This is a genomic window from Saccharopolyspora sp. NPDC000995 (assembly GCF_053599315.1).
Genome location: NZ_JBSFLZ010000011.1, coordinates 51387 through 75379, shown reverse-complemented (window position 1 = coordinate 75379; position 23993 = coordinate 51387). Strand labels below are relative to the sequence as shown.

Sequence of the window (23993 nt, the reverse complement as noted above, 5' to 3'; positions counted from 1 at the left end):
ATGGCTTGGGCGTGTTTCGTCTGCAACGCGAACCGGATTCCGGCGGGACCGGCGCACCTCGGTGCGTCAGACTTCGACGAGCTCCTTCGTCGTCAAGGTGAGGAGCTCCGGCGTGCTGGGACGCACGACCAGCGTGTCCTCGATGCGGACCCCGCCCCACCCTGCCAGGTAGATGCCAGGCTCGACGGTGACCGCCATCCCGGCGCCGATTCTACCGTCCCCCCGCTGCGACAACGCCGGTGCCTCGTGGATCTCCAGGCCGACGCCGTGTCCCAGGCCGTGCAGGAACTGCTCGCCGAAGCCCGCGTCCTCGATCACCTTGCGGGCCGCCGCATCCACATCTTTGACCTCGGTGCCGATGCTGAGCGCGGCCCGACCGGCGGCCTGCGAGGCGCGCACCAACTCATAGATCTCGCGCTGCCAATCCGCGGGTTTGCCGAGCACCACGGTCCGGGTCATGTCCGAGTGGTAGCCGTCGGCAAGGGCGCCGAAGTCCATCTTCACGAAGTCGCCGACGGCCAGGACCGCGTCGGTCGGCCGGTGGTGCGGCACCGCGGAGTTCGGTCCTGCGGCGATGATCGTGTCGAACGACGGCCCGGCGGCGCCGTTGTCGAGCATCCGGGTCTCCAGTTCGCGGGCAACCTCCAGCTCGGTGCGGCCGGGGCGCAGCCCGCCGTGCTCGATGAGGTCGGCCAGCGCCCGGTCGGCGGCGGCGCAAGCCATCCGCAGCGCCTCGATCTCCGTTTCGTCCTTGATCAGCCGCAGCGCTTCGACGAGGCCCGGCGCGCGCACCAGCTCCGCCTTGCCCGCCGCGTCGGCGAGCGCGTCGCGGCCGTCGACGGTGACGTGCTGGCTCTCGAAGCCGACCCGGCGGTGTTCGGCGGCGGTGCCCCCGATCCGCTCGGCCAACGCTAGATCGCTCGCCCGCTCGATGACCCGCTCCAGGTCCGGCACCTGCGACTCGGCCTGGGTCAGGTACCGGCCGTCGGTGCAGAACACGGTGCGCGGCTCGGTTCCCGGCTCGTCGGCGGCGTGCACCACCAGCGCCGCGTTGGATCCGGTGAAGCCGGTCAGGTAGCGAACGTTGAGCAGATCGGTCACCAACATCGCGTCCAACTCCTGCTCGCGGAGGCGATCGCGGAGGGCGTGGCGTCGGCGGGCGTGCGTTTCGGGCATGTTTCGGAGCCTAACCCGCGAATCCGCGAACGGGCCTGGTCACGCCGGCATCGGTGGGAAGCCGCCACGACCTTGCGCGGCCGAGTCGTCGGTGCCCGCCTTTCGCGGCCGAGTCGTCGGTGCCCGGCGCTACCCTGCCGGCATGTCGCTGTCGTGGAGCGCGATCGCCAGTCCGGTCGGGGAGCTGACGGTGTCGCGACCGCATCCGGGGTTTGCCGGGTGAACTTCGCCGGGCCGGATCAGGCGCTCGGCAAGTTCGACGAGGCCGCGTTGAGCCGGGACACCGGCGTCGCGGCCGAGGCCGCGCGGCAGGTCGGCGAGTACTTCGCGCGGCAGCGCCGGGAGTTCGACCTGCCGATCGAGTAAGAGCCGCTGGAGGGCTTGCGGTTGCAGGTGCTGCGCACGTTGCACGACATGGTGCCGTTCGGCGAGACGGTGAGCTACAAGCAGCTGGCGGAGCTGTCCGGGCGGCCGGAGGCTTCGCCGGCCGTCGGCACGATCATGGGCAGTAACCCGGTCGGCGTTGCTCGTGCCGTGCCACCGGGTGCTGGCCAGCGGCGGCGGGCTCGGCGGGTTCGGCCCCGGGTTGGAGGCCAAGCGGCGGCTGCTGGTGCTGGAGGGCGTCCTGGAACCCAGCCTGCTGGAACTGGACCTGCTGCCGTGAGTGATTGCGCCGGCAAGAACCCGGGCATTCACCCACGAGGGCGGCGAGCCAGGAACAGGTGGTAGGTCGTCTCCTTCTGGCCCAGGGTCACCGGAATCGGGATTTCCTCGCAGTTCCCGAAAACCGCGTGCAGCGCGACGCTGAGGTCCGGCGAGGTGTCGGCCGACCAGATCGCCAAAGTGCCTTCCGTGGCTAGCTTTTGCCCGCAACGGCTCAGGAATTCAGCCCGGTAGATCGCGGAGTTGCCTTCATAGACGAGGAAATCCGGGCCGTTGTCGACATCGAGCAGCAGGATGTCGAAGCTGCCTGCCGGTTGTGCGCCGAGCGCCTCGGCCACGTCGCCGACGCGGAACACCACCCGGTCGTCCCGGATCACCTCGGCAGTTTCGGGGACGAGCCCGCCACGGTGCCAGTCGATCAGGTCCGGCTCGATCTCGACGACGTGCGCTTCCCGCACCCGCGGATCCGCCAGCACTTCCCGCAGCGTGAACCCCAACCCCAGGCCCCCGACCAGCACCCGGTCGGTTCGGGCGGCGGCCCGCAGGGTGGCGCTGGCGAGCAGCCGTTCGGTTTCGGTATGCACGGTGTCCATCACGAAGACGCCGTTGACCCGGAGTTCCAGAGCATCACCGCGGCGGAGCAGCACCAGTTCGCCACGTTCGCAACGGCTGCGCGCGACTTGTTCGGTCATCGCCGCCAACGTTAGCCAAACCGCTGGGGGGAAACCGAACCGCCTCACGCCCGCTTCACCGAGCTGCGGGCATGGCTACCGCTTCTGATCTGCTGTCGGCGGGCACCTGATGTCCCGGGTATCCGACTCGTTGCTGGCCGAGGACCTCGCCAGCCGCGGCTACATCGTTGGAGCGCTGGACCACACGGACGATCCGACCGAGATGGACTTCACCGGCAGGCGCATCCGGCGACGCCGACGCACTGCGCGCATACGTCCGCGCCTTCTTCGACCTCCACCGGCGGGGCCGCGACAACGGCCTGCTCGACTCCCCACCACCGGCCTATCAGATCCAGATGACCACTATGGACACTCGCGGACGGGTGATGACTTCGACGACATCACGCCGAAGGCACGGACCGTTGATTTCCGGGAAATTCGGGAACCTTCGGTGCTAGCGGTAAAACCGGTCCGCTTTTGCCGTTCGGAGGATCCGGTTGTCCGGAGATGACTCGTTCGCTGGGCCGGATCGCGCAGTCGTCGGCAGAGGTTTGGCGTATTGGCGGTTGGTGAGGCCGCTCCCACAATTGTTGTAACTACAAACTTATCCTCCAACGCCGAAGGGATTAGCCGTGCTCAGCAGACGATCCTTCTTAGGCGGCGTCTCCGCCGCCGCCCTCGCCGTCCCTGCCATGGGCAGCCTCGGCCCCGTCCCGGCGGCCCTCGCCGGGCCGCGCCGCCCCGACGTCCCGCTACCGCTGACGATCATCAACGAGAGCGCCCAGTTCGACAACGCCTCGATCTGGGTCTACGTCGTCGGCGTGAACCTCGACTCCGGGGAGCAGTCCCGGGTCACCCCGGGCGGCCAACTGGTGCCGGTTTCGACGTCCGACAACGGCTCCGACGGCTTCGCCGACTACGCCATTGCGCTGGAGGGCAGCGGCGAGACCACGCTGAACCTGCCGAGGATGTCCGGCCGGATCTACTTCGCGCTGGGCGAGAAGCTGAAGTTCAAGGTCGTCGCGGGCGGCGACGGCAAGCCCGCGCTGCAGTACCCGGCCGGCTGGGTCGACACCGACCCGAACCACTCGATCCTGCACGACACCGTCGAGTTCACCCTCAAGTCCGACGGCATGTACTGCAACACCACGATGGTCGACATGTTCAGCGTGCCGCTGTCGATCCGGCTACAAGGCACGCAGGACCAGACCACCGGCACGATCGCCGCCGGCGGTCGCGAGCGAATCCTCAGCGATGTCAAGGAGAACGCGGACTTCGCCGGGCTTCGCCAGAACGACCTGCGGGTGATCGCGCCGGGCCACGGGCTCGACCTCGGCTCGTTCTCCAACACCTACTACGACTCCTACATCGAGAAGGTCTGGGCCAAGTACCAGGGCACCCAGCTGAAGGTGAAACCCGGCGACGGCCGGGTCTTCACCGGCCGGGTATCGGGCGAAACCTTCAACTTCGACGGCGGCGTGCAACCGATCGGCCGACCGTCCACAAGGGATGTTCTGTTCTGCGATGGCGCGCTAGCCGCCCCCAACGACGGCATCACCGGGCCGGTCGCGGCGATCCTGGGCGCCGGGTTCAACCGGTCGATCCTGCTGGACCTCGCCGACCAGCCCGGCACCGACCCGGACGCGTTCTACCAGCACCAGGTCACCAACCACTTCGCCAAGGTGATGCACGCCAACACCGAGGACGGCAAGGCCTACGGGTTCGCCTTCGACGACGTGGCCGGTTTCGCCTCCTACATCCAGGACCGCGCACCGAAGTCGATCATCGTGACGCTGACGCCGTGGTGACCGGTTCCGGCTCCCGCCGCGGCGCGGCGACCCGGATCGACACCGAGAAGGCCGTTGCCAGCAGGCACAGCAGGCCCGCGCCGTACCAGGCGGCGGCGTAGTCGCCGAACTGGTCGCGCACCACGCCCGCGACGCTGGCGATGGCCGCCGCGCCGATCTGGTGCGAGGCGAACACCCAACCGAACACCACCGACGCGCGGGGCCCGAAGTGCTCCCGGCACAGCGCCATGGTCGGCGGCACGGTGGCCACCCAGTCCAGCCCGTAGAACACGACGAACAGCACCATGCTCGCCTCCACCGAAGGGCCGAGCAGCTGCGGCAGCACGAACAGCGACAGGCCGCGCAGCGTGTAGTAGGCGGCGAGCAGCACACGCGGGTTGACCTTGTCGGTCAGCCAGCCGGAGAGCACCGTGCCGAGCACGTCGAAGACGCCGATCACCGCGAGCAGCCCGGCAGCGGTCGTGGTCGGCATGCCGTGGTCGTGCGCCGCGGGCACGAAGTGCGTGTTCACCAGGCCGTTGGTGCTCGCCCCGCAGATCGCGAATCCACCGGCCAGCAGCCAGAAAGCGGGCTTGCGGGCCGCGTCGCGCAGGGTGCGCAGCGCGATCGCGGCCGGGTTGCCGCGGTCGCGCGCCTGCTCCGGTTCCTCGACCGTCGCGCCGTAGGCGGTTACGCCCGCGTCGCGGGGGTGATCGCGCATCACCAGCAGCACCAGCAGGCCGACCAGCAGTGCGGTCCCGGCGATGACCAGCGACGTCAACCGCCAGCCGTGGCTCTCGACGAGCACGGCCGCCAGCGGCAGGAAGATCAGCTGCCCGGTCGCGCTACCGGCGGTCAGCGCGCCGCTGACCAGCCCGCGCCGCTGCACGAACCACCGATCGACCACAGTGGACACGAACGCCAGCGCCATCGACCCGGTGCCGGGTCCCACCAGGAGGCCCCAGCACACGATCAGCTGCCAGCTGGCCGTCATGAACACCGTCAGCCCGCTGCCGGCAGCGATGAGCAGCAGGGCGGCGACGGTGACCCGGCGGATGCCGAAGCGCGCCATAAGCGCCGCCGCGAACGGCGCTGTGAGGCCATAGAGCAGGAGGTTCAGCGACACGGCGGCCGAGATGACGCTGTGCGGCCAGCCGAACTCGTGGTGCAGCGGATCCATGTAGACGCCGGGCATCGACCGGAAGGCGGCGGCCCCGAGCAGGGCGATGAATGCGACGCCCGCCACCCACCATGCGGGGTGGACGCGTCGCGCGGTCCCAGTGGTGATCACCCTGTCAGCCTCGCCGAGTCCGCCACCCGGAACCAGTGGCCGGAGAGACAAGATGTGAGAAGATTCGGCCATGGCCATCAGCCCGCACCGGATCGTCGTGCTCGGCATCCCCGACGTGATCGGCTTCGACCTGGCGATCCCCTCGCAGATCTTCGCCGGCGCCCGCAATGACGACGGCCAGCCGTTCTATGACGTCCAGGTCTGCAGCCTCGACGGCGGCCCGGTCCGCACCACCAAGGGGTTCTCCATCCTGCCAGGGGCCAGCCCGGACTTCCTGACCGCGCCGGACACGCTGATCATCCCGGGCACCTACGTCGCGGGGCCGTGCACCGACGGCAGCATCGGCGCGGAACTCGCGGAATACCTTTCCGGGCTGCCGCGCGGCACTCGGATCATGTCGATCTGCACCGGTGCCTTCGTGCTCGCCGCGGCCGGCCTGCTCGACGAGCGCCCGGCGACCACGCACTGGGCGCACGTCCAGCGGTTCCAGCGGCTCTACCCGCAGGTGCGGCTGCGCCCGGACGTGCTGTTCGTGGACGACGGCGACGTGCTGACCTCGGCCGGGGTGGCCGCCGGGATCGACCTGTGCCTGCACGTGATCCGCCGCGACCACGGCAGCGAAGTCGCCAACCACGCGGCCCGGTCCAGCGTCGTGCCGCCGTGGCGAGATGGCGGCCAGTCCCAGTTCATCGAGCGGCCGCTGACGGAAACCGGCGGCAACGGCACCGCACCGACGCGCGCGTGGATGCTCGAACGCCTCGTCGAGCCCCTCACCCTGGACGATGTGGCGGCCCAGGCGGGGATGAGCGTGCGGACCTTCACCCGCAAGTTCCGGGAGGAGACTGGCACCAGCCCGCTGGACTGGCTGCTGCAGCAACGCATCGAACACGCCCGCCACCTCCTGGAGGCGACCGACCTGCCGATCGACGCGGTCGCGGAGCAGTCGGGCCTGAACACCGCGGCGTCGCTGCGAAAGCACCTTCGCCTGCGCCTCGGAACCAGCCCCGCCGCCTACCGCAGGACCTTCCGCCGCACCGCATGAGCTGGTTACGCGGCGCCGCGATCGTTCTTCGGCGCTATAAGTATCGCCACGACACCAGCCAAGGGAGTTCACCGCCGATGCCGCTGGGGAGGACGACGAGGTACCGGCGTTCTGGGCTTGCGGCGTAACCCAGCAGACGGTGCTCGCCGAGATGCGCCCCGAGTTCGCCCACGCATCCGCCCGGGTACATGTTCCTGACCGACCTGCGGGTCTCCGACCCGGTAGCCGAGCGCTGATCAGCGGCGGAGGTCACCGCCCAGGGCGTGCGCGTCCCACTCCTGCTGGGAGACGTCGGCGATCGTCGAACCGTTGGCGGCGGCGGCCTCCGCGCTCACCGTCCACAGTCGACTCTTGTCGTCGAGAAGGCCGACCAACCCCCGTGGGGATCGCATCGCGGGCGCCGCGGCGCGGATGGTGCCGGCGACCGGTAGCCCGTCCAACGCGGGCACCCTCGCGTCGAGAACCCGGGTGACCAATTGCTCCGCGACCGAGCGGCGCTCGACGCGGACTCGCTGCCCGTTGCGCACGACATCGACCGTGCGAGCCGGAGATGGCGCCGCGAAGCCGTCGAGGACCGCCGCCGCCTGCGGGCTCGTCCGGCACCCGTCGGCCCCGGTGACGTCGATGCCGAAGTGGCGGATGTCGGTCGGAGCCGGGAACAACGCGGTGGCGCGGAGAACGTCCACCGGAACCGTCCCGCAGGGATCCGCTGTGGACACCGGCGCGTGCCCGTCGGGACCGCGGACGAGACCCGGGCCTTCCTGCCAGGGGCCGGGCACGACCACCGGCTCGTAGGGGTGGCGGGTGAAATCCCGGTCCCAGAAGGTGATCGTGGTGCCCGTCGCGGTCTGATGGGCGATCGCGAACGCCTCCAGCGCCGGAACCCACATCCAGTCCGCGCTGAACGCGTCCACCACCGAACGCGACCGCTCGGCGCCCGCGGCGTCGAAACCCTTCTCAGTCAAGTCCTGCCGCTGGTCGGTGTACTCGGGATTGCGCGCGCGGAGCACGAACTGACCAGCGCCGTTCCAGCCCGCGCCGGAAGCAGTCGTGTCGGTGAACATCAGGTAGAACCAGCCGTCCAGGTACAGCGCGGAGGGCTGGCCCGCACCGTAGACGTTCTGCCGGTTCACCTCGCCGGAAGCCGTGACGATCGGGCGACCGCCGGCCTCCCGGCGCCAGGAGAGACCGTCGGGGCTGCTGGCGACGCCGATGGCGTTGCCGTGCGCGTGATCCCCGGCCGCGCCCGTGTAGTAAAGGTAGTAGCGACCGTCAATTTTCAACACCGACGGGTCGCAGGTGTGCATACCGTCGAACCCGCCGGGTTGGCCGTTGAAGACGGGCACCGCGGGAGCGCCACCGGCAGCGGTGAAGGGCCCGTCGGGGCTGCCCGACGCGGCCGTCAAGATGTCGTCGCCCGGCGGGCCGATCCCGGGCAGCTGGCTGCACCACCAAGTGCGGTACTGCCCGCCGTCCCGCAGCACCGTCGGCCCGTAGTTGTATGGCGCGGGCAACCCGCCGGCTGCCACCACCCCGGCGCTGCCCCGCGCGCCGCCGACGCCCAGAGCGATCGGGGCCTTGGGCGGCTCAATCCGCTGCTCGGCCTGCGGCTGGGGCTCGGGCGTGCCCTCGACCGGCGCGCACCCCGCCAGCAGCACTACCGCGGCCAACCCGGCCAATCGCCGCAATATCCGGTCCCTCACCGATGCTCCCCCCAGACCCGCGCCAACACCGAGGCGAAGGACACCTCCGCCCAATTTACTTGCAACGCGCGGGCCGCAGGACTCACTACCGACGTATCGCGGCGAACCCAGACGCGCGGCGTTGAGTCTTCTGCGTTGATGTAGAGACTGCTTGGGAAGTGATCGTCCGGAGTGCGGTAGGGCAGCGGACACGTGCCTTTCAAGCAGTACAGCCGCTTCGCCCACCCTCGCGGCTCGCACCGCCGCGGGTCCTGAGGCTGTGCCCGCCCCGTCGGGGCTCTTGGCGAGGACACACCCCGACGTGGTGAATTGGCATTCATGAGTCCGGGATCTCGCAGACCGGACGGCGTCTGAGGTTGCGCCACCCGCACCGCCACGCAGGACGAGAATGAAAACAGCCTCTACAGCGCCCGAAAAGATCCACGGTCTGGAAAGGGAACTAGCTGCGGGACTTCTCGGCCAGCCACCGGATCGCCAGCGGGTAGCCCTCGACGCCGAGGCCGGCGATGACCGCAGTCGAGACATCCGACAGGTAACTGGTGTGCCGGAACTCCTCGCGCTTGTGCACGTTGGAGATGTGCAGCTCGATCAGGTCCGCTTCGAGCTGCGCTGCCGCGTCGCGCACCGCGATGGAGTAGTGCGTCCACGCACCCGCGTTGAGCACCACCGGCCACCGCCGGTCGGCGGCCTCGTGCAGCCACTGGACCATCTCGCCCTCGTGGTCGGTCTGCCGGACCTCCACCTCGACGCCCAGCTCCTTGCCAGCGCGCTCGCACATCCCGGCCAGGTCGGCGTAGGTGGTCCTGCCGTAGACCGAAGGCTCGCGCTTGCCCAGGCGACCGAGATTCGGCCCGTTCAGGACGAGGACCTTCACAGCAGCACCTCCGAACCCGACTTGGCCTCGCCGCCGGTGACTGCCGAGTACGCGGCGGCGATCAGCGACGGGTCCGGACCCTCCAGACGACCGGGCTTGGCCAGGCCGTCGAGGACCACGAACCGCAGCACCCCGGAGCGGGTCTTCTTGTCCACCCGCATCGCCTCCAGCAGCTGCGCGAGCGCGTCCGGGTCGTAGCTGGTCGGCAAGCCCAGCAGGTCCAGGACCCGCTTGTGCCGGTCGGCGGTCTCGTCGTCCAGCCGCCCGGCCAGCCGCGCCAGCTCCGCGGCGAACACCAGACCGACGCTGACCGCCGCGCCGTGCCGCCAGCGGTAGCGCTCCCGGCGCTCGATGGCGTGGGCCAGCGTGTGGCCGTAGTTGAGCACCTCGCGCAGGTGCGATTCCTTCAGGTCCGCGGCGACCACGTCGGCCTTGACCTGGATCGACCGGCGCACCAGTTCGCCCAGCACGTCACCGGCAGGATCCGTCGCCGCGGCCGGGTCGGCCTCGATTAGCCGCAGGATCTCGGGGTCGGCGATGAAGCCCGCCTTGACGATCTCGGCCATGCCGGCGACGAGCTCGTTGCGCGGCAGCCCCTCCAACGTCGCCAGGTCGGCCAGCACCAGACTCGGTTCGTGGAACAGCCCGACCAGGTTCTTGCCCGCGTCGGTGTTGATGCCGGTCTTGCCGCCGACCGCGGCGTCCACCATGCCCAGCAGTGTGGTCGGCACGTGCACGACGCGGACCCCGCGCATCCACGTCCCGGCGACGAAACCGGCGACGTCGGTGACCGCGCCGCCGCCGAAGGACACCACCACGCCGTTGCGGTCCATGCCGATCTTGCCCAGGACCTCCCAGCAGAACCCGGCGACCTGCAGGCTCTTGCCGTCCTCGGCGTCCGGGATCTCCACCCGGTGCGCGTCCACCCCGGCCGAGGTCAGCTCCTCGCGGACCGCCTCCACGGTGCTGGTGATGGTGGGCTGGTGCACCAGCGCCACCACCGATGCGTCGTGCAGGAAGTCGACGAGCTCGCCGAGCAGTCCCCGGCCGACCACCACATCGTAGGGCTGCTGGCTGGCCACCCTGATCCGCACCGGTTCGGTCATCATCGTCCCTTCAGCTGAGCGAGTTCTGGGCTTGGCCCCACCGCTTGCCCGGCGGTGGGTGCGGTTGGAAGCATCCCACTCCCGACCGTCATGATCAGCTGGATGGCGTCCTGCGCGCGGACAGCGCGGCGAGGACCTGCTCCACGACCTCGGTGGTCGCCACGTGGTCGGTGACGATCTCGACGGCGGCCACCGAGCGGTAGATGGGCAGCCTCGCGTCCAGCAGCGCCTTGAAGGTGGCTCGGGGGTTCACTCCGGCCAGCAGCGGTCGAGCCGTGGACAGTCCAACGCGCCGAGCGCCTTCTGCCAGCCCCACCGACAGGAACACCACCGGGTGCCCGGCCAGTCGTTCGCGGGTACGTTCCGACAGCACCGAGCCGCCGCCGAGCGCCAGGACGCCGTTGTGCTCGCGCAGCGCCGCGGCGACCGCGTCCTCTTCCATTGCCCGGAACGCTGGCTCGCCGTCGTCGGCGAAGATGTCGGCGATGGGCCGACCCGCGGTCTGCACGATGTCGTCGTCGGTGTCCCGGAACGGCACGTCGAGGCGCTGCGCCAGCAACCGGCCGATCGTCGTCTTGCCCGCTCCCGGCGGGCCGATCACCACCGCGCACGGGCCCATCACCGCACCTGCCGCTTCTCGGCGCGCTCGCGCAGCGAGGCGAGGTAGCCCTCGACGTTGCGCCGGGTTTCCGGCAGCGAGTCGCCGCCGAACTTCTCCAGCGCGGCCTCCGCGAGGACCAGCGCGACCATCGTCTCGGCGACCACTGCGGCGCGCGGCACGGCCGTGATGTCGGAGCGCTGGTGCATGGCCTGCGCCGGTTCGCCGGTCACCATGTCCACAGTGGCCAGTGCGCGCGGCAGGCTGGAGATCGGCTTCTTCGCGGCGCGGACGATCAGCGGCTCGCCGTTGGTGATGCCGCCTTCCAGGCCGCCCGCCCGGTTGCTGCCGCGCCGCACCCACTTGGTGCCCTGGTCCGGGTAGATCTCGTCGTGCGCCGCACTGCCGCGCCGGTGCGCGTTGGCGAAGCCCTCGCCGATCTCGACGCCCTTGATCGCCTGGATGCTCATCAGCGCACCGGCCAGCCGCGCGTCGAGCTTGCGGTCCCAGTGCACGTGGGAGCCGATGCCCGGAGGCAACCCGTAGGCGATGACCTCGACGACCCCGCCAAGGGTGTCGCCGTCCTTCTTGGCCGCATCGACCTCGGCCATCATCTTCTCGGTCGCCTCGCCGCCGAAGGCGCGTACCGGGTTGTCGTCGATGGCGCCCAGGTCGTCCGGGCCGGGCAGCACGTCGTGCGACGCGTCGACGCCCCCCAGGCTGATGACGTGGCTGACGATCTCGACCCCGAGGAGCTGCCGCAGGAACTGCCGGGCGACCGTGCCGACGGCGACGCGGGCGGCGGTCTCGCGGGCGCTCGCGCGCTCCAGCACCGGCCGGGCCTCTTCGAAGCCGTACTTCTGCATCCCGGCAAGGTCGGCGTGCCCGGGCCGGGGACGGGTCAGCGGCGCGTTGCGGGCCAGCGACGACAGCACGTCCTCGTCGACCGGATCGGCGGCCATCACCTCCTCCCACTTCGGCCACTCGGTGTTGCCGATGCGGATCGCGATCGGGCCGCCCTGGGTCCGGCCGTGCCGGATGCCGCCGATCAGCTCCAGCTCATCGGCCTCGAAGTTCATCCGCGGGCTGCGCCCGAAACCGAGCTTGCGGCGCTCCAACTGGGTCGCGATGTCGGCGGAGGTCACCTCGACCCCGGCCACCATGCCTTCCAGCACCGCCACCAGGGCGGGACCATGCGATTCTCCAGCGGTCATCCAACGCAGCACAGCTATAGATCCTGCCACGTTCGGTCCCGGGTGAACCCGGCCGGGGGTCCTGCACTGCGCTTTCATCCGAGGTGAGGGGCACCCTTAGGTGGTACCGCCGTTGGTACAGCCGCTCAAGGGTGCCCCTCACCATCACACGGGCCCGGTATTTCCCGGGGACGCGGGGCCGGACCAGCAGCAACGAAACGCCGTTCGGGATCGCCGCGCCTACGGCCACGGCGCGAAGGCCGTGACGAGCCAGGCCGGGGCGAGCATGGCGGGGCCGTGCGGGACGCCGCCCACCCGCGTCCACAACGCCGCCACCAGCGTCAACGCCGCCGCGGCCGCCATCACCAACAGCACCGCCGAAAGCGACACCGCGCCCACCACGGCACCGAGGCTGCCCGCCAACTTCACGTCGCCCGGTCCCATCGCACCTGGCGACACCACGCGCACCACCAGATACGTCCCGGCGAAGACCACCGCACCGGCAACGGCGCCGAGCAGCACATCTGACCTGTGCAGCGCCGCGACGGTCAACAACACCGCCGCGACCGGATATGCGGGCAGCGTCAGCACATCCGGGAGCCGTCCGGCCAGCACGTCGCACACCGCCAGCAACACCGCGAGCCACCCGAACGCCAACGGGATCGCCGCCCACCACAACGGCATCCCGGTCAGGACGCGGACGAACACCACCGTCCACAGCAGACCCACCGCCACCTCGCACCACATCCGAGGAGGCCGAACTCCCCTGCTAATCGAACAGAGGGCGAGCCGACCCAGCCGACCCGCCGCGAAACCCGTTGCACCACCAGCGATCCCAATCAACACGACCATCGCACCAGCATCGCCGCGACGTCCCGGAACCCCGGGCAGCCGATCCGCGAAGCTGCGCGTGTCGCAAGGCGTGCCCGGATCGGGCGGCAGGTGCACATCCCCAGAACTCCTGGGCGTCGGCGGAGCGAACGGCCTATTCGCCCCGCACAAAGGGACGAACGGCCTGTTCGCCCCCGCCTCCGGCCGAGAAGGAGCGAACGGCCTGTTCGCCTCCGCCACGAGGCGACCAGGCCGTTCGCTTCAACATCTGGCGCACCACATACACGCCCCGGGCTTAGGTCCCCACCGCGAACAGCGGGTCGCCCGCGACGACCTGACCGTCCTCGCGGACATCGGTCAGGGCGTCGGGCGCAACGTCCAGGGCGACGACCGGGCAGATCGACGAGTAGCCGTGCGACTCCACCTCGGACGGGTCCCAGGTGACGATGCGCTGGCCCGCCTCGACGACGTCGCCCTTCGCCACGTGCAGTTCGAAGCCCTCGCCCTTGAGCTTCACGGTGTCGATGCCCAGGTGCACCAGGATCGCGGCGCCGCCGGGCGAGGCGATGACGAAAGCGTGCGGGTGCAGGGTCGCGACCGTGCCGGCCACCGGCGCGAGGGCGTCGGCCCGCCCGCCGGACGGCTGCACCGCCACGCCCGGACCCACCATGGCCTGCGAGAACACCGGGTCGGGCACCTCGCTGATCGCGGTGGCCAGGCCCGCCACCGGGCTCCCGACCTCGGTGCTCACCGCAGGTCCTCGATGTCCTCGGCCAGGGTGTCCGCTTCCGGGCCCACCACGACCTGCACGACCGAACCCTGCACCATCACGCCGTGCGCCCCGGCGGCCTTCAGCGCCGCCTCGTCGATCTTGGAACCGTCCTCGACTTCGCAGCGCAGCCGCGTGATGCACGGCTCGATCTCCACCACGTTGTCCCCGCCGCCAAGTGCGGCCAGGATTGCCGCGGCCTTGTCCTGAGCCACCCCGTGCTCCCTTCGTCCTCCGACGACGCAGGCTTTGCGCACCGCGTCGAGACGATCTTGCGCCAATGGGTGTCGATGCGGCAACGAATCGCGAGCCGTCTTGACACCCGATCGCATGAAAGCGCATTGTTCGCAACCGACTGGTTTAGACCGGACAGTACCAACCCGGTAGGACCGGTGAACAGCACCGGATTCGATCCGCCCGCGTTCGACCGGTGCCGGGTGTCCACGAGGGGCACTGGAGGTCGAACGTCCTGCATGCAGATGGAGGCAGCGTGGCCGCACGGCGAACCGCAGACGGCTGTTCCCGCCCGGGAACGGCTGACGTGCTGCGCGACGGCCCGACACCGAAGCACGCCCAGCTGCGCGAGATCCTGCGCGAGCTGGCGAGCGAGGAGCTGCTGCCAGGTTCGCCGGTGCCGTCCGAACGCGACCTCGCGGTGCGCTACGGCGTGTCCCGGCTCACCGTCCGCGAAGCGGTCGGACAGCTCGTCGCCGAGGGTCTGCTGGTGCGGGTCCGAGGCAAGGGCACCTACACCAGGCGACCCCGGGTGGACTCACAACTGCACCTCGCCTCGTTCACCGAGGACATGCGCCGCCGCGGCATGCAACCGGAGACGGTGCTGCTCGACGCGGCCGAGGCGGTCCCGCCGATTACCACGGCCGAAGCGCTCGACCTCCGGCCCGACCAGCACGCGTACTGGCTGTGCCGGCTGCGCAAAGCCGATGGTGCGCCGATGGCGGTGGAACGCGGCTGGTACCACGCCGGGCTGCTGCCCGGCCTGCTCGACCACGACCTGACCGATTCGATGTACACCCTGCTGGCCCGCGACTACGAGGTGCAGCTGGAAAACGGCACGCAGACCGTGCTCGCCGAGGGCGCCGACGCCGAAACCGCGGGTCTGCTCGGGGTCCGCACCGGCAGCCCGGTCCTGGTTTTCCGCCGGATCTCCACGGCGCAGGGCCGACCGATCGAGGACATGACTTCCTGGTACCGCGGCGATTTGTACCAGGTGACCATGCAGCTGGACCGCAACCCGAGCGGCTCCGGCCACCACCGCCCGTCCAGGCGGCCCACCCGGCCGACCGGACGCCAACATCCCGCCCGACGACCCGGTCTCCACGACACAGGAGGTAACCGATGAGTGCCAGCGCCACCACGGCGAGCGGCAACAGGAAGGGTTTCGCCCTGCTGCAACGGCTCGGCCGGAGCCTGATGCTGCCGATCGCCGTCCTGCCCGCCGCCGCGCTGCTGATGCGCCTCGGCCAGGACGACCTGCTCGGCAAGGAGGGGCTCGGTGCGCCGTTGCCCTGGCTGCAGCCCGTAGCCGGAGTGATCGGCTCGGCCGGTAACGCGCTGTTCAACTACCTGCCGCTGCTTTTCGCCATCGGTGTGGCGATCGGTTTCGCGAAGAAGGCCGACGGCTCCACGGCGCTGGCCGGCGCGGTGGGCTACCTGGTGCTCTCCGGCGTGCTCTGGGAGATCACCGGCACCGAGTCGGACAAGGCGTTCAACAAGGGCCCGTACGGCGTGCTCGGCGGCATCATCGCCGGGTTGACCGCGGCCTGGCTGTGGCAGCGGTACCACCGCATCAAGCTGCCCGCCTACCTGGGCTTCTTCGGCGGACGGCGCTTCGTGCCGATCATCACCGCGTTCGCCATGGTGATCGCCGGCGTGGTCCTGGGCCTGGTGTTCCCGATCTTCGACGCCGGTCTGACGGCCTTCAGCGACGCGGTCACCCAGAACGCGGTGCTCGGCGGCGGTATCTACGGCGTGATCAACCGGCTGCTGCTGCCGTTCGGCCTGCACCACATCCCGAACAACGTGGTCTGGTTCCTCTTCGGCGACTACCACGGCGAGAAGGGCGACATCGCCCGGTTCTTCGCGGGCGACCCGACCGCGGGCACGTTCATGACCGGCTTCTTCCCGATCTTCATGTTCGCCCTGCCCGCCGCGGCGCTGGCCATCTGGCAGTGCGCGAAGCCGTCGCAGCGCAAAATCGTCGGCGGCGTGATGATCTCGGTGGCGCTCACCGCATTCATCACCGGCATCACCGAGCCGCTGGAGTTCTCGTTCATCTTCGTGGCCTGGCCGCTGCTACTCGTCCACGCGGTGCTCACCGGCACCTCGATGGCGCTGGTCAACGCGCTGGACATCCACAGCGGGTTCGGTTTCTCCGCGGGCGCCATCGACTACGTGCTCAACTTCGGCATCTCGCAGAACTCGCTGTGGCTGATCCCCATCGGCCTGGGCTACGCGGTCATCTACTACTTCGTGTTCCGGTTCGTGATCACGAAGTGGAACCTGCGCACCCCGGGCCGTGAGGAGGACGACACGGAAAACGCCGAGGTGGGCGCGGATAATGCTGGTGGGGACGCCATGCCGGGCCCCGACAAGAGCTGATCCGGCGACCGTTTCCCATTCCCCCGACGAACGGAGAATCATGTTCGAGCGACGGGTCACCGTGGCAAGCAAGGTTGGGCTGCACGCGCGGCCGGCGGCACTGGTGGCCAAGGCCGCCGCCGCGCAGCCCGTGAAGATCACGATCCGCAAGGACGACACTGATCCGGTGGAGGCGGGCAGCATCCTCGGGCTGATGACCCTGGGCGCGGGCCACGGCGACGAGGTGGTGCTCGCGGCCGAGGGCGAAGGCGCGGAAGCGGCGCTGGACCACCTCGCCCAGCTGGTCGCCTCAGACCTCGACAACTGACCGGAACAACGCGAACGCCTCCTACCGATCCGGTGGTCCCGGCGGTGGGCCGTGTGAAGGTACGACACACCGACACCTATGGAGAATCGCGGTCAGAGCGGGAGCGGGAACTCGTTTCCGGTCGCTTCGGCGAGGGCATAGCGCATGGCTTCGCGGGGCGCCGGTAGCCCGGTAAACTGCTCGACCTGGCCGAACGCCTGGTGCAGCAGCATGTCCAATCCAGTGGCGACCCGCCCGCCCGCCGCGGTCACCGCAGCGGCCAGCGGCGTCGGCCACGGGTGGTAGACGACGTCCAACACGCAACCCGCCGTCGCAAGCTCCGCCGCCTGCGCGTGCAACGCCCCTGCCGGGAGCGTCGACACCACGACGTCCGCCGCTGCCGCGGCGTCCGCGAGCGCGACGCTGTCCAGCCGCTCGACGCGCACTTGCAGGCCGACCCGCTCCGCGGTTTCGGCCGCGTCGCGCGCTCGCGCGGGCTCGCGCACCGCGAGCGTCGCTTCGCTCAGCCCGAGCTCCGCGAACGCGGCCAGGGTCGCGGCGGCGGTGCCGCCGGCTCCCAGGATGAGACCGCTGTGGCCGGTGATGAATCCGCCCGCGCTGCGCAGCGCTCCGACGACTCCGTCGACGTCGGTGCAGTCCGCGGCCCAACTGCCGTCGGCCTGGTGCACCAGGGTGTTCGCCGCGCCGACCGCCGCAGCCCGCTCGCTGACCTCGGTCGCGACGCCCAGCGCCGCTCGCTTGCCGGGCATGGTGACCGACAGCCCGGCCCATTCTGGGCCGAGCCCGGCGACGAATTCGACGAGCCGGTCCGCGTCGGCCTCCACCCGCTCGTAGGTCCAGCCGTGCAGGCCGAGCGCGGCGTATGCGGCTCCGTGCAGCACCGGGGACAGCGAGTGCTCGATCGGCGAGCCGAGCACCGCTGCCCGGCGGGACTCAGAACGCGCCACGTGCCCGCGCTTCGTTGATGTAGGCGTCGTGCTGCGCCTGGGTGTCGGCGAAGCAGGAGGTGCCGTCCGGATAGCACTTCACGAAGAACTTCCAAGTGCCGTCAGCGGGTTTCTCCGCTGCCTGCAGGGCTTCCTTGCTCACAGCCGAGATCGGCGTCGGCGTCAGGCCGTAGTTCTTGTAGGTGTTGTACGGCCCATCGATCCCGCGGTCCTCGGGCCTGGTCAGCAGGGACGGTTTGTCCAGCGGGTAGTTGATCGTGGAGTCGAGCTGGAGGTGCATGACCGGGTGGGTCAACCGGTTGTGGATCACCCGCGAGATCTGCCCGAAGTCCTTGGCGATGCCCTCGCTCTGCACCAGCGATGCGATCTTGAGCAGCTCGTACGGGCTGTACCCGGTGCCCTCGGCCGTCTGCGGCAACCCCGCGACCTCGAGCTGCGCTGCGGACCGGTTGACCACGTCGCGCAGCACGTTCTCCGCGGTCTCGCCCGGCTTCACGTCGTAGAGGCCGGGCTGGATCAGTCCTTCCAGCCGCCGATTCGGCTCGGCCTTGGAGGCGTCCGCGAGCGCCCACTGCGGCACGCCGAGCGAAGCCAGGTCGGCGGTCGCGGCGACCCTGTGCATCTCCTCGGAGGTGACGCAGGTGGGGTTGGCCCCGGCGCAGGTGGCCTCGGCGAGCCGGGTCAGGATGCCCGGGGTGTGCTCGTTGTCTGGCGCCAGTTGGTCCTCCAGCCGCATGCCTGCGCGGATGTCGACCCGGCCCACCTTCGCGGCCGCCGACAGGATGTGCGCGACGGCTGCCTCGCCGGACATCTTGTTGCGCATCAGGTAGTAGCCCGGCTGGATGCTGTTGATCTGCCGGTTCTCTTCAGCGGCCTTGGTGAACGCCTTGATGCTGGCCACCACGTCCCTATCGGCGAGGGTGCGTCCGATGGCGCTGACGGTGTCACCGGGCTTGATCTCGACGACGATGTCGCCGGTGCCCTCGCCCTCGTAGTTCTCGTAGGAACCGATCTGCATGATCTGACTGGCCCCGTAGAGCACGCCGACGCCGACCAGCAGCAGCACGAACAAGCTCGCCACCGCGGTCACGATTCGGCGGCGCTTGCGGCGGCGGAACCGCTCCGGGTCCGGTGCGCGCCGCCGCTCGCCGGGCTCGTCCGCGAACAGTCCGAGATCGTCGGTCACGAAAGGTCCTCTCGTGTCTTCCCCCGACTGTCAAGGAATGCCTGCAGAATCTCCACCGCCGCCGCCTGATCGACCACGGCGCGCTGCTTCTTCCCCCGCACGCCGCGTTGCGACAGCATCCGGCTGGCCGTCACGGTGGTCAGCCGCTCGTCGGCGAACCGCACCGGCACCGGTGCGATCCGTTCCGCGAGCGCCGCCCCATAGGCCTGCGCCGTTTCCGCTGCAGTTCCGTGCCGACCCGCCAACGTCTTCGGTAGGCCGACCACGACTTCCACCACCTCGTGCTCGGCTACGAGCTCGGCCAGCTGCGCGAGATCGCTGCCTCCGGTGGCATCCCGCTGCAAGGTGACCAGCGGGGTCGCCAGCATCGGCGCGGGGTCGCTGAGTGCGACCCCGACCCGGACGGCGCCGACGTCGACGCCTAGCCGACGTCCCGATCCGGGATCCGCCTGCCGATGCTCGGTCACCCGCCAGCCACCACCTGGTCCAGCGCCTTGCGCAGCGCCTCGACCGCCGCCGTGATCCCAGCCGGGTTCGAGCCGCCGCCCTGCGCCATGTCCGGTTTGCCGCCGCCGCGCCCACCTACCTCGGCCGCGAAGCCGGGCACCAGCTTTCCCGCGGCGATGCCCTTGTCGCGGGCCGCGTCGTTGACGCCGACCACGAAGCTGACCTTGCCCTCCTCAACGGAGAACAGCGCCACCACGGAGGGACGGGAGCCCAGCCGGCCGCGGATCTCGCCGGCCAGCGCGCGCAGCGCGCTGCCGTCCACGCCGTCCGGCACCTGCTCGGCGACCAGCGTCACGCCGTGCACGTCGGTGCCCTTGTCGGCGAGCTCCCCGGCGGACTGCAGGATCTGCGCGATGCGTAGCTGCTGCAGCTCCTTCTCCACGCTTCGCAGCCGGGACACGACGCCCTGGATGCGTTCCGGCAGCTCGTCGGCGGGCACCTTGAACTGCTCGGCGAGCTGGCTGACCAGCAGGTGCTCTTTGCTGATGTGGCGCATCGCGTCCATGCCGACGAGCGCTTCGACTCGGTGCACGCCGGAGCCCACCGAGGAGTCGGCCACCAGCTTGACCACGCCGAGGCGGCCGATGCGCGGCACGTGGGTGCCACCGCACAGCTCGCGGGAGTAGTCGCCCATGTCGACGACCCGGACCTGGTCGCCGTACTTCTCGCCGAACAGCGCGACGGCGCCGAGCTGCATGGCCCGGTCCATCGTCGTGGTGTAGGACTGCACCTCGACGTCGCTCTGCAGGTAGTCGTTGACCTCTTCCTCGACCCCGGTGAGCACACTCGAGGACACCGCCGTCGGGGTGGTGAAGTCGAAGCGCATCCGGCCCGGCGAGTTCAGCGAACCGGCCTGCGCGGCGCGCTTGCCGTAAGCGCTGCGCACCGCCGCGTGCACGAGGTGGGTGGCGGAGTGCGAGCGCTCGATGGCGTGGCGGCGCGCGACGTCGACGGCGGCTTCGAGCGTGGTGTCCACGCCGAGCTCGCCCTCGACGACCTTGGCGCGGTGCACGAACAGGCCCGGCACCGCGCGTTGCACGTCGTGCACCTCGACGGCGACACCGGGCCCGACCAGCCGACCGGTGTCGGCGATCTGGCCACCGCCCTCGGCGTAGAACGGGGTGCGGTCCAGGACCAGCTCGACCTCGGTGCCCGCGGCGGCGGAGGACACCGGCTGCCCGTCGACCAGCAGGCCCAGCACGCGGCTGTGCGACTGCAGGTCGGTGTAGCCGATGAACTCGGTGGTGCCGTGCTGGTCGAGCAGGGTCCGGTAGGTCGACAGGTCGCCGTGGCCGGTCTTGCGGGCCTTGGCGTCCTCCTTGGCCCGGCGGCGCTGCTCGGACATCAGGTTCCGGAAGCCCTGCTCGTCGACGGTCAGGCCCTGCTCGGAAGCCATCTCCAGCGTCAGGTCGATCGGGAACCCGTAGGTGTCGTGCAGCTGGAAGGCCTTCTCGCCGGCTAGCTGCTTGCCACCGGCCTTCTTGGTGTCGGCCACGGCCAGGTCGAAGATCTTCGAGCCGGCGGTAAGGGTGGTCAGGAAGGCCTCTTCCTCGTTGCGCATCACCGAGTCGATGCGGTCGAACTCGGTGACCAGCTCGGGGTAGCTCGGCGCCATCGCGTCGCGCACGACCTTGCTGAACTCGCCGAGCACCGGCTCCTGCACGCCCAGCAGGCGGGTGGAGCGGATGATCCGGCGCAGCAGCCGCCGCAGCACGTAGCCGCGGGCCTCGTTGCCGGGGGTGACGCCGTCGCCGACGAGCATCACGCCGGAGCGGGCGTGGTCGGCGATGACGCGGAAGCGCACGTCGTCCTCGTGGTTCGCGCCGTAGCGGCGGCCGGAAAGCTCCTCGGCCTTGGCGATCACCGGGCGGACCAGGTCGGTCTCGTAGACGTTCTCCACGCCCTGCAGCAGGCACGCGACGCGCTCGACGCCCATGCCGGTGTCGATGTTCTTGGTCGGCAGTGAACCGATCGGCGGGTGGCCCAGCTTCGGCGACTGCTCACCCCTGATGTCCTGCATGAACACCAGGTTCCAGATCTCGATGTAGCGGTCCTCGTCGGCGACTGGGCCGCCCTCGTGGCCGTACTTCGGTCCGCGGTCGTAGTAGATCTCCGAGCACGGGCCCCCGGGACCGGGCACGCCCATGTCCCAGTAGTTGTCCTTGCCGTCGCGAGCCTGGATCCGCTCGGCGGGAACGCCGGCGACCTTCTGCCACAGCTGGGCGGCCTCGTCGTCCTTCTCGTAGACGGTCACCCACAGCCGCTCCGGGTCGAAGCCGTAGCCGCCGTCGGCCTGGGAGCCGGTGAGCAGCTCCCAGGCGTGCTGCATGGCGCCTTCCTTGAAGTAGTCGCCGAAGGAGAAGTTGCCGGCCATCTGGAAGAACGTGTTGTGCCGGGTGGTCTTGCCGACCTCGTCGATGTCGCCGGTGCGCACGCACTTCTGGATGCTGGTGGCCCGCGGATACGGCGCCGGGGCCTCACCCAGGAAGTAGGGCTTGAACTGCACCATGCCGGCGTTGACGAACAGCAGCGTCGGGTCGTCGAGGATCAGCGACGCGCTGGGCACCACGGTGTGGCCGCGGCTGCGGAAGTGCTCGGTGAACCGGTTGTTGATCTCGTGGGTCTGCACGGTGGTTCCTCAGGGAATTCGGGTGACGGACACGGCTGGTGGTGTCGGCGGGCGGCTGGCGGCGCGGAGCGCCGACGTCAGCGGCCCGCCCGGTGAGCTCGCCGACCGTTGGCCGTGGCCGCATCGGAGTCCGCGTCGATCCGGCGGAACTGCACCGTGTCCGCGGCGCTGCCGCGCTCCACCACGTCGTGCAGTTCCTGCTCCCGCTCCTGCATGCCCGCGCGCACCTCGGCGCCGAACGAACCGACGGCTCCGGCGAGTTCCCGGACCGCGCCGCCCAACTGCTCGGCCATGCCGCTCGGGGTCGCCTTCCGGGCGGTCTCGTTGAACTTGCGCGTCAACGCGACCCCGGCCGCGACCCCGGCGCCGAACCAGAACAGGCGCCTCACTTGCGCCCCCCTTTGCCCTTGCGGCGGAAGTGCCGGCCGGCGGGCTCCTGTCGCCGCCTCCGGCGGGCCCGCAGCGCCTTGCTGACCCCGTACGAGAACGCCGCAGTCTTCACCAACGGACCACCCAGTGTAGCCGTGAACAGCGAAGACAACGCCGATACGTTGCCGCTGATCGTCTTGGCGTTGGCGGTGATCCCGTCGACCCGCTCCAGCTGGGTGTTGACGTGGGTGATGGTCGAGTTCGCCCCGGTGAACAGCGGATCGGAGTTCTCGTGCGCCTTGCGGATCGCGATGGTCGCCTCGTCCAGCGTGCGGCCGAGCTTGATCAGCGGGATCGCCAGCAGCACGACCAGCAGCACGAACGCTCCGGCGGCGATCAGCGCGGCGATCTGCGTGGGCGTCACGTGCCCTCCCGTAGGTCCACGTCATGTCGGTAAGACCGGGGCCAAGACCCCGGTCCGTTGATCGTGCGTCAGGTTACCGGCCCCGCTCCCCCACTCCAGCACCCGGTCGGCCCCGCCAAGCGAAGGGCACCATCGGGCGACACCCGCTCAGCGGCGCCCCGACGAGACCCCGATCGAGTGAAGTGCGTGGGGGCCCTCAGCCGAGCAACTCGGGCCGGGCCCGCATATCGAACTGATCGTGTTACGGCCGGACCTTGGCCGGAGGCTCGGCGCCGGTGAGGACTGCGGCGACGTTGCGGGCGGCGAATTCGGCCATCGCGGTTCGGGTTTCGGTGGTCGCCGAGCCCAAGTGCGGGACGACCACGACGTTGTCGAGGTCCAGCAGCGCCGGCTCCACCTCCGGCTCGCGCTCGAAGACGTCCAGGCCCGCACCACCGATCTGGCCCTCCTGGAGCGCCTTCGCCAGCGCTCGTTCGTCGACCACCGGACCGCGACTGGTGTTGATCAGGAACGCGGTCGGCTTCATGGCCGCGAGCGCCGCTTCGTCGATGAGGTGCCGGGTCTGCTCGGTCAGCGGGCAGTGCAGGGACACCACGTCGGCGGTGCGCAGCAGCTCGTCCTGGGGCAGGAAGCGGGCCTCGAGCGCTGCCTCCACCCCGACGGCGGCGCGGCGGCGGCCGGTGTAGGCGATGGTCATCCCGAACGCGCGGGCCCGCCGGGCCACGGCCTGCCCGATGTCACCGAGCCCGACGATGCCGAGCGTCTTGCCCTGCAACCCGGCGCCCAGCATGAAGCCGAGGTGGAAGGTCCACGGCTGGCGGGCCCGCAGCAGCCGTTCGCCCTCGCCTAGCCGCCGGGTCACCATCAGCAGCAGTCCGAAGGCCAGGTCGGCGGTCGCGTCGACCAGCACGCCCGGCGTGTTGGTGACGATGACGCCGCGCTCGGTCACCGCCGGGACGTCGATGTTGTCGTAGCCGACCGCGACGTTCGCGATCACTTGCAGCTGCGGACCGGCCGCGGCCACCAGGTCGGCGTCGATCCGGTCGTGCAGCATCGCCACGATCGCGTGCGCACCGCGCACGGCCTCGCGCAACTCGGGAGCGGTCAGCGGCCGGTCCTGCGGGCAGACGTGCACGTCCCCGACCTGGCGCAACACGGCCAGTGCCGGCTCCGGCACCGTCCGGGTGACCACGATCTGCTTGTCCACTGCGCCCTCCTCGCGACGAAATCCCCGCCGGAATCTACCCGCCGCCGCCCTCAAAGATCATCCTCCGACCAGCAACGTCCCCGACTTCTCGACC

The 23993-nt window shown here is 70.2% G+C and carries 25 protein-coding genes and 2 pseudogenes; 9 read left to right on the top strand and 18 right to left on the bottom strand.

Features of this window, described 5'->3' with window-relative positions:
* Window positions 1–66: 66 nt before the first annotated feature.
* Complete coding sequence (locus ACWDKQ_RS06545; RefSeq protein WP_450137737.1) at window positions 67–1176, bottom strand: M24 family metallopeptidase; 1110 nt, start codon at window positions 1174–1176, stop codon at window positions 67–69.
* 219 nt (window positions 1177–1395) lie between these two features.
* Between ACWDKQ_RS06545 and ACWDKQ_RS06540 the strand changes: the two genes are divergently transcribed.
* From ACWDKQ_RS06540 to ACWDKQ_RS06530, 3 genes and pseudogenes are all read left to right on the top strand, one after another.
* The gene (locus tag ACWDKQ_RS06540; RefSeq protein WP_450137736.1) at window positions 1396–1542 is read left to right on the top strand and encodes a hypothetical protein; all 147 of its coding nucleotides are present in this window, start codon (window positions 1396–1398) and stop codon (window positions 1540–1542) included.
* 48 nt (window positions 1543–1590) lie between these two features.
* Window positions 1591–1641, top strand: a pseudogene (locus tag ACWDKQ_RS06535) (hypothetical protein); the annotation flags it as partial.
* 64 nt (window positions 1642–1705) lie between these two features.
* Complete coding sequence (locus ACWDKQ_RS06530; RefSeq protein WP_450137735.1) at window positions 1706–1840, top strand: MGMT family protein; 135 nt, start codon at window positions 1706–1708, stop codon at window positions 1838–1840.
* A 28-nt stretch (window positions 1841–1868) separates the two neighbouring features.
* Here the strand turns inward: ACWDKQ_RS06530 and ACWDKQ_RS06525 are convergent, their stop codons facing one another.
* Window positions 1869–2531 carry a spermine/spermidine synthase domain-containing protein gene (locus ACWDKQ_RS06525; protein ID WP_450137734.1) on the bottom strand — a complete coding sequence of 221 codons (663 nt, stop codon included), beginning with the start codon at window positions 2529–2531 and terminating at the stop codon, window positions 1869–1871.
* A gap of 611 nt (window positions 2532–3142) precedes the next feature.
* Here ACWDKQ_RS06525 and ACWDKQ_RS06520 point away from each other — a divergent pair.
* On the top strand, window positions 3143–4318 hold the full coding sequence (locus ACWDKQ_RS06520; protein ID WP_450137733.1) for a glycoside hydrolase family 64 protein: 1176 nt from the start codon (window positions 3143–3145) through the stop codon (window positions 4316–4318).
* Here the strand turns inward: ACWDKQ_RS06520 and ACWDKQ_RS06515 are convergent.
* Window positions 4293–5660: an MFS transporter gene (locus ACWDKQ_RS06515; protein WP_450137732.1), complete on the bottom strand. Its 1368-nt coding sequence runs from the start codon at window positions 5658–5660 to the stop codon at window positions 4293–4295. The two genes, ACWDKQ_RS06520 and ACWDKQ_RS06515, sit on opposite strands and share 26 nt — an antisense overlap.
* On the opposite strand from ACWDKQ_RS06515, the gene ACWDKQ_RS06510 reads away from it, so the two are divergent.
* Together ACWDKQ_RS06510 and ACWDKQ_RS06505 are read left to right on the top strand one after the other, a co-directional pair.
* Entirely contained in the window at window positions 5659–6630 is a 972-nt protein-coding gene (locus tag ACWDKQ_RS06510; RefSeq protein WP_450137731.1) for a GlxA family transcriptional regulator, read from the top strand. The genes ACWDKQ_RS06515 and ACWDKQ_RS06510 overlap by 2 nt on opposite strands.
* 79 nt (window positions 6631–6709) lie before the next feature.
* Window positions 6710–6799: pseudogene (locus ACWDKQ_RS06505) on the top strand (D-glutamate cyclase family protein); the annotation flags it as partial.
* Window positions 6800–6866: 67 nt separating this feature from the next.
* Here ACWDKQ_RS06505 and ACWDKQ_RS06500 read toward each other — a convergent pair.
* The 8 genes from ACWDKQ_RS06500 to ACWDKQ_RS06465 all read right to left on the bottom strand — a co-directional run bounded on the left by ACWDKQ_RS06500 (window position 6867) and on the right by ACWDKQ_RS06465 (window position 13919).
* Window positions 6867–8333 carry a beta-xylosidase gene (locus ACWDKQ_RS06500; protein ID WP_450137730.1) on the bottom strand — a complete coding sequence of 489 codons (1467 nt, stop codon included), beginning with the start codon at window positions 8331–8333 and terminating at the stop codon, window positions 6867–6869.
* 439 nt (window positions 8334–8772) lie between these two features.
* A complete protein-coding gene (gene aroQ, locus ACWDKQ_RS06495; protein ID WP_450137729.1) occupies window positions 8773–9207 on the bottom strand; it encodes a type II 3-dehydroquinate dehydratase in 435 nt (144 codons plus the stop codon).
* The gene (gene aroB / locus ACWDKQ_RS06490; protein ID WP_450137728.1) at window positions 9204–10313 is read right to left on the bottom strand and encodes a 3-dehydroquinate synthase; all 1110 of its coding nucleotides are present in this window, start codon (window positions 10311–10313) and stop codon (window positions 9204–9206) included. The genes aroQ and aroB overlap by 4 nt, the downstream gene beginning before the upstream one ends.
* 94 nt (window positions 10314–10407) lie before the next feature.
* Complete coding sequence (locus ACWDKQ_RS06485; RefSeq protein WP_450137727.1) at window positions 10408–10932, bottom strand: shikimate kinase; 525 nt, start codon at window positions 10930–10932, stop codon at window positions 10408–10410.
* Window positions 10932–12137, bottom strand: a complete 1206-nt coding sequence (gene aroC / locus ACWDKQ_RS06480; RefSeq protein ID WP_450137726.1) for a chorismate synthase — start codon at window positions 12135–12137, stop codon at window positions 10932–10934. Before aroC ends, ACWDKQ_RS06485 begins: the two co-directional genes overlap by 1 nt.
* A gap of 207 nt (window positions 12138–12344) precedes the next feature.
* Complete coding sequence (locus ACWDKQ_RS06475) at window positions 12345–12839, bottom strand: prepilin peptidase (RefSeq protein WP_450137725.1); 495 nt, start codon at window positions 12837–12839, stop codon at window positions 12345–12347.
* A gap of 391 nt (window positions 12840–13230) precedes the next feature.
* Window positions 13231–13686 carry a PTS sugar transporter subunit IIA gene (locus ACWDKQ_RS06470; protein ID WP_450137724.1) on the bottom strand — a complete coding sequence of 152 codons (456 nt, stop codon included), beginning with the start codon at window positions 13684–13686 and terminating at the stop codon, window positions 13231–13233.
* Entirely contained in the window at window positions 13683–13919 is a 237-nt protein-coding gene (locus ACWDKQ_RS06465) for a glucose PTS transporter subunit EIIB (protein WP_132493847.1), read from the bottom strand. The genes ACWDKQ_RS06470 and ACWDKQ_RS06465 overlap by 4 nt, the downstream gene beginning before the upstream one ends.
* Before the next feature lie 275 nt (window positions 13920–14194).
* Between ACWDKQ_RS06465 and ACWDKQ_RS06460 the strand changes: the two genes are divergently transcribed.
* The 3 genes from ACWDKQ_RS06460 to ACWDKQ_RS06450 are packed head-to-tail and all read left to right on the top strand — an operon-like array spanning window position 14195 to window position 16630.
* Entirely contained in the window at window positions 14195–15064 is an 870-nt protein-coding gene (locus ACWDKQ_RS06460) for a GntR family transcriptional regulator (protein ID WP_450137723.1), read from the top strand.
* A complete protein-coding gene (locus ACWDKQ_RS06455) occupies window positions 15061–16323 on the top strand; it encodes a PTS transporter subunit EIIC (RefSeq protein ID WP_450137722.1) in 1263 nt (420 codons plus the stop codon). The genes ACWDKQ_RS06460 and ACWDKQ_RS06455 overlap by 4 nt, the downstream gene beginning before the upstream one ends.
* 40 nt (window positions 16324–16363) lie before the next feature.
* The gene (locus tag ACWDKQ_RS06450) at window positions 16364–16630 is read left to right on the top strand and encodes an HPr family phosphocarrier protein (RefSeq protein ID WP_450137721.1); all 267 of its coding nucleotides are present in this window, start codon (window positions 16364–16366) and stop codon (window positions 16628–16630) included.
* 92 nt (window positions 16631–16722) lie between these two features.
* Here the strand turns inward: ACWDKQ_RS06450 and ACWDKQ_RS06445 are convergent, their stop codons facing one another.
* The 7 genes from ACWDKQ_RS06445 to ACWDKQ_RS06415 form a co-directional block, all read right to left on the bottom strand.
* Entirely contained in the window at window positions 16723–17577 is an 855-nt protein-coding gene (locus ACWDKQ_RS06445) for a shikimate dehydrogenase (protein WP_450137720.1), read from the bottom strand.
* Entirely contained in the window at window positions 17564–18763 is a 1200-nt protein-coding gene (gene mltG / locus ACWDKQ_RS06440) for an endolytic transglycosylase MltG (RefSeq protein ID WP_450137719.1), read from the bottom strand. Before mltG ends, ACWDKQ_RS06445 begins: the two co-directional genes overlap by 14 nt.
* Entirely contained in the window at window positions 18760–19230 is a 471-nt protein-coding gene (gene ruvX / locus ACWDKQ_RS06435; protein ID WP_450137718.1) for a Holliday junction resolvase RuvX, read from the bottom strand. The genes mltG and ruvX overlap by 4 nt, the downstream gene beginning before the upstream one ends.
* Window positions 19227–21899: an alanine--tRNA ligase gene (gene alaS / locus ACWDKQ_RS06430; protein ID WP_450137717.1), complete on the bottom strand. Its 2673-nt coding sequence runs from the start codon at window positions 21897–21899 to the stop codon at window positions 19227–19229. The genes ruvX and alaS overlap by 4 nt, the downstream gene beginning before the upstream one ends.
* A gap of 77 nt (window positions 21900–21976) precedes the next feature.
* A complete protein-coding gene (locus ACWDKQ_RS06425; protein WP_450137716.1) occupies window positions 21977–22288 on the bottom strand; it encodes a hypothetical protein in 312 nt (103 codons plus the stop codon).
* On the bottom strand, window positions 22285–22692 hold the full coding sequence (locus tag ACWDKQ_RS06420) for a DUF948 domain-containing protein (RefSeq protein WP_450137715.1): 408 nt from the start codon (window positions 22690–22692) through the stop codon (window positions 22285–22287). Before ACWDKQ_RS06420 ends, ACWDKQ_RS06425 begins: the two co-directional genes overlap by 4 nt.
* A gap of 241 nt (window positions 22693–22933) precedes the next feature.
* Complete coding sequence (locus ACWDKQ_RS06415; protein ID WP_450137714.1) at window positions 22934–23899, bottom strand: 2-hydroxyacid dehydrogenase; 966 nt, start codon at window positions 23897–23899, stop codon at window positions 22934–22936.
* Window positions 23900–23993: the final 94 nt, after the last annotated feature.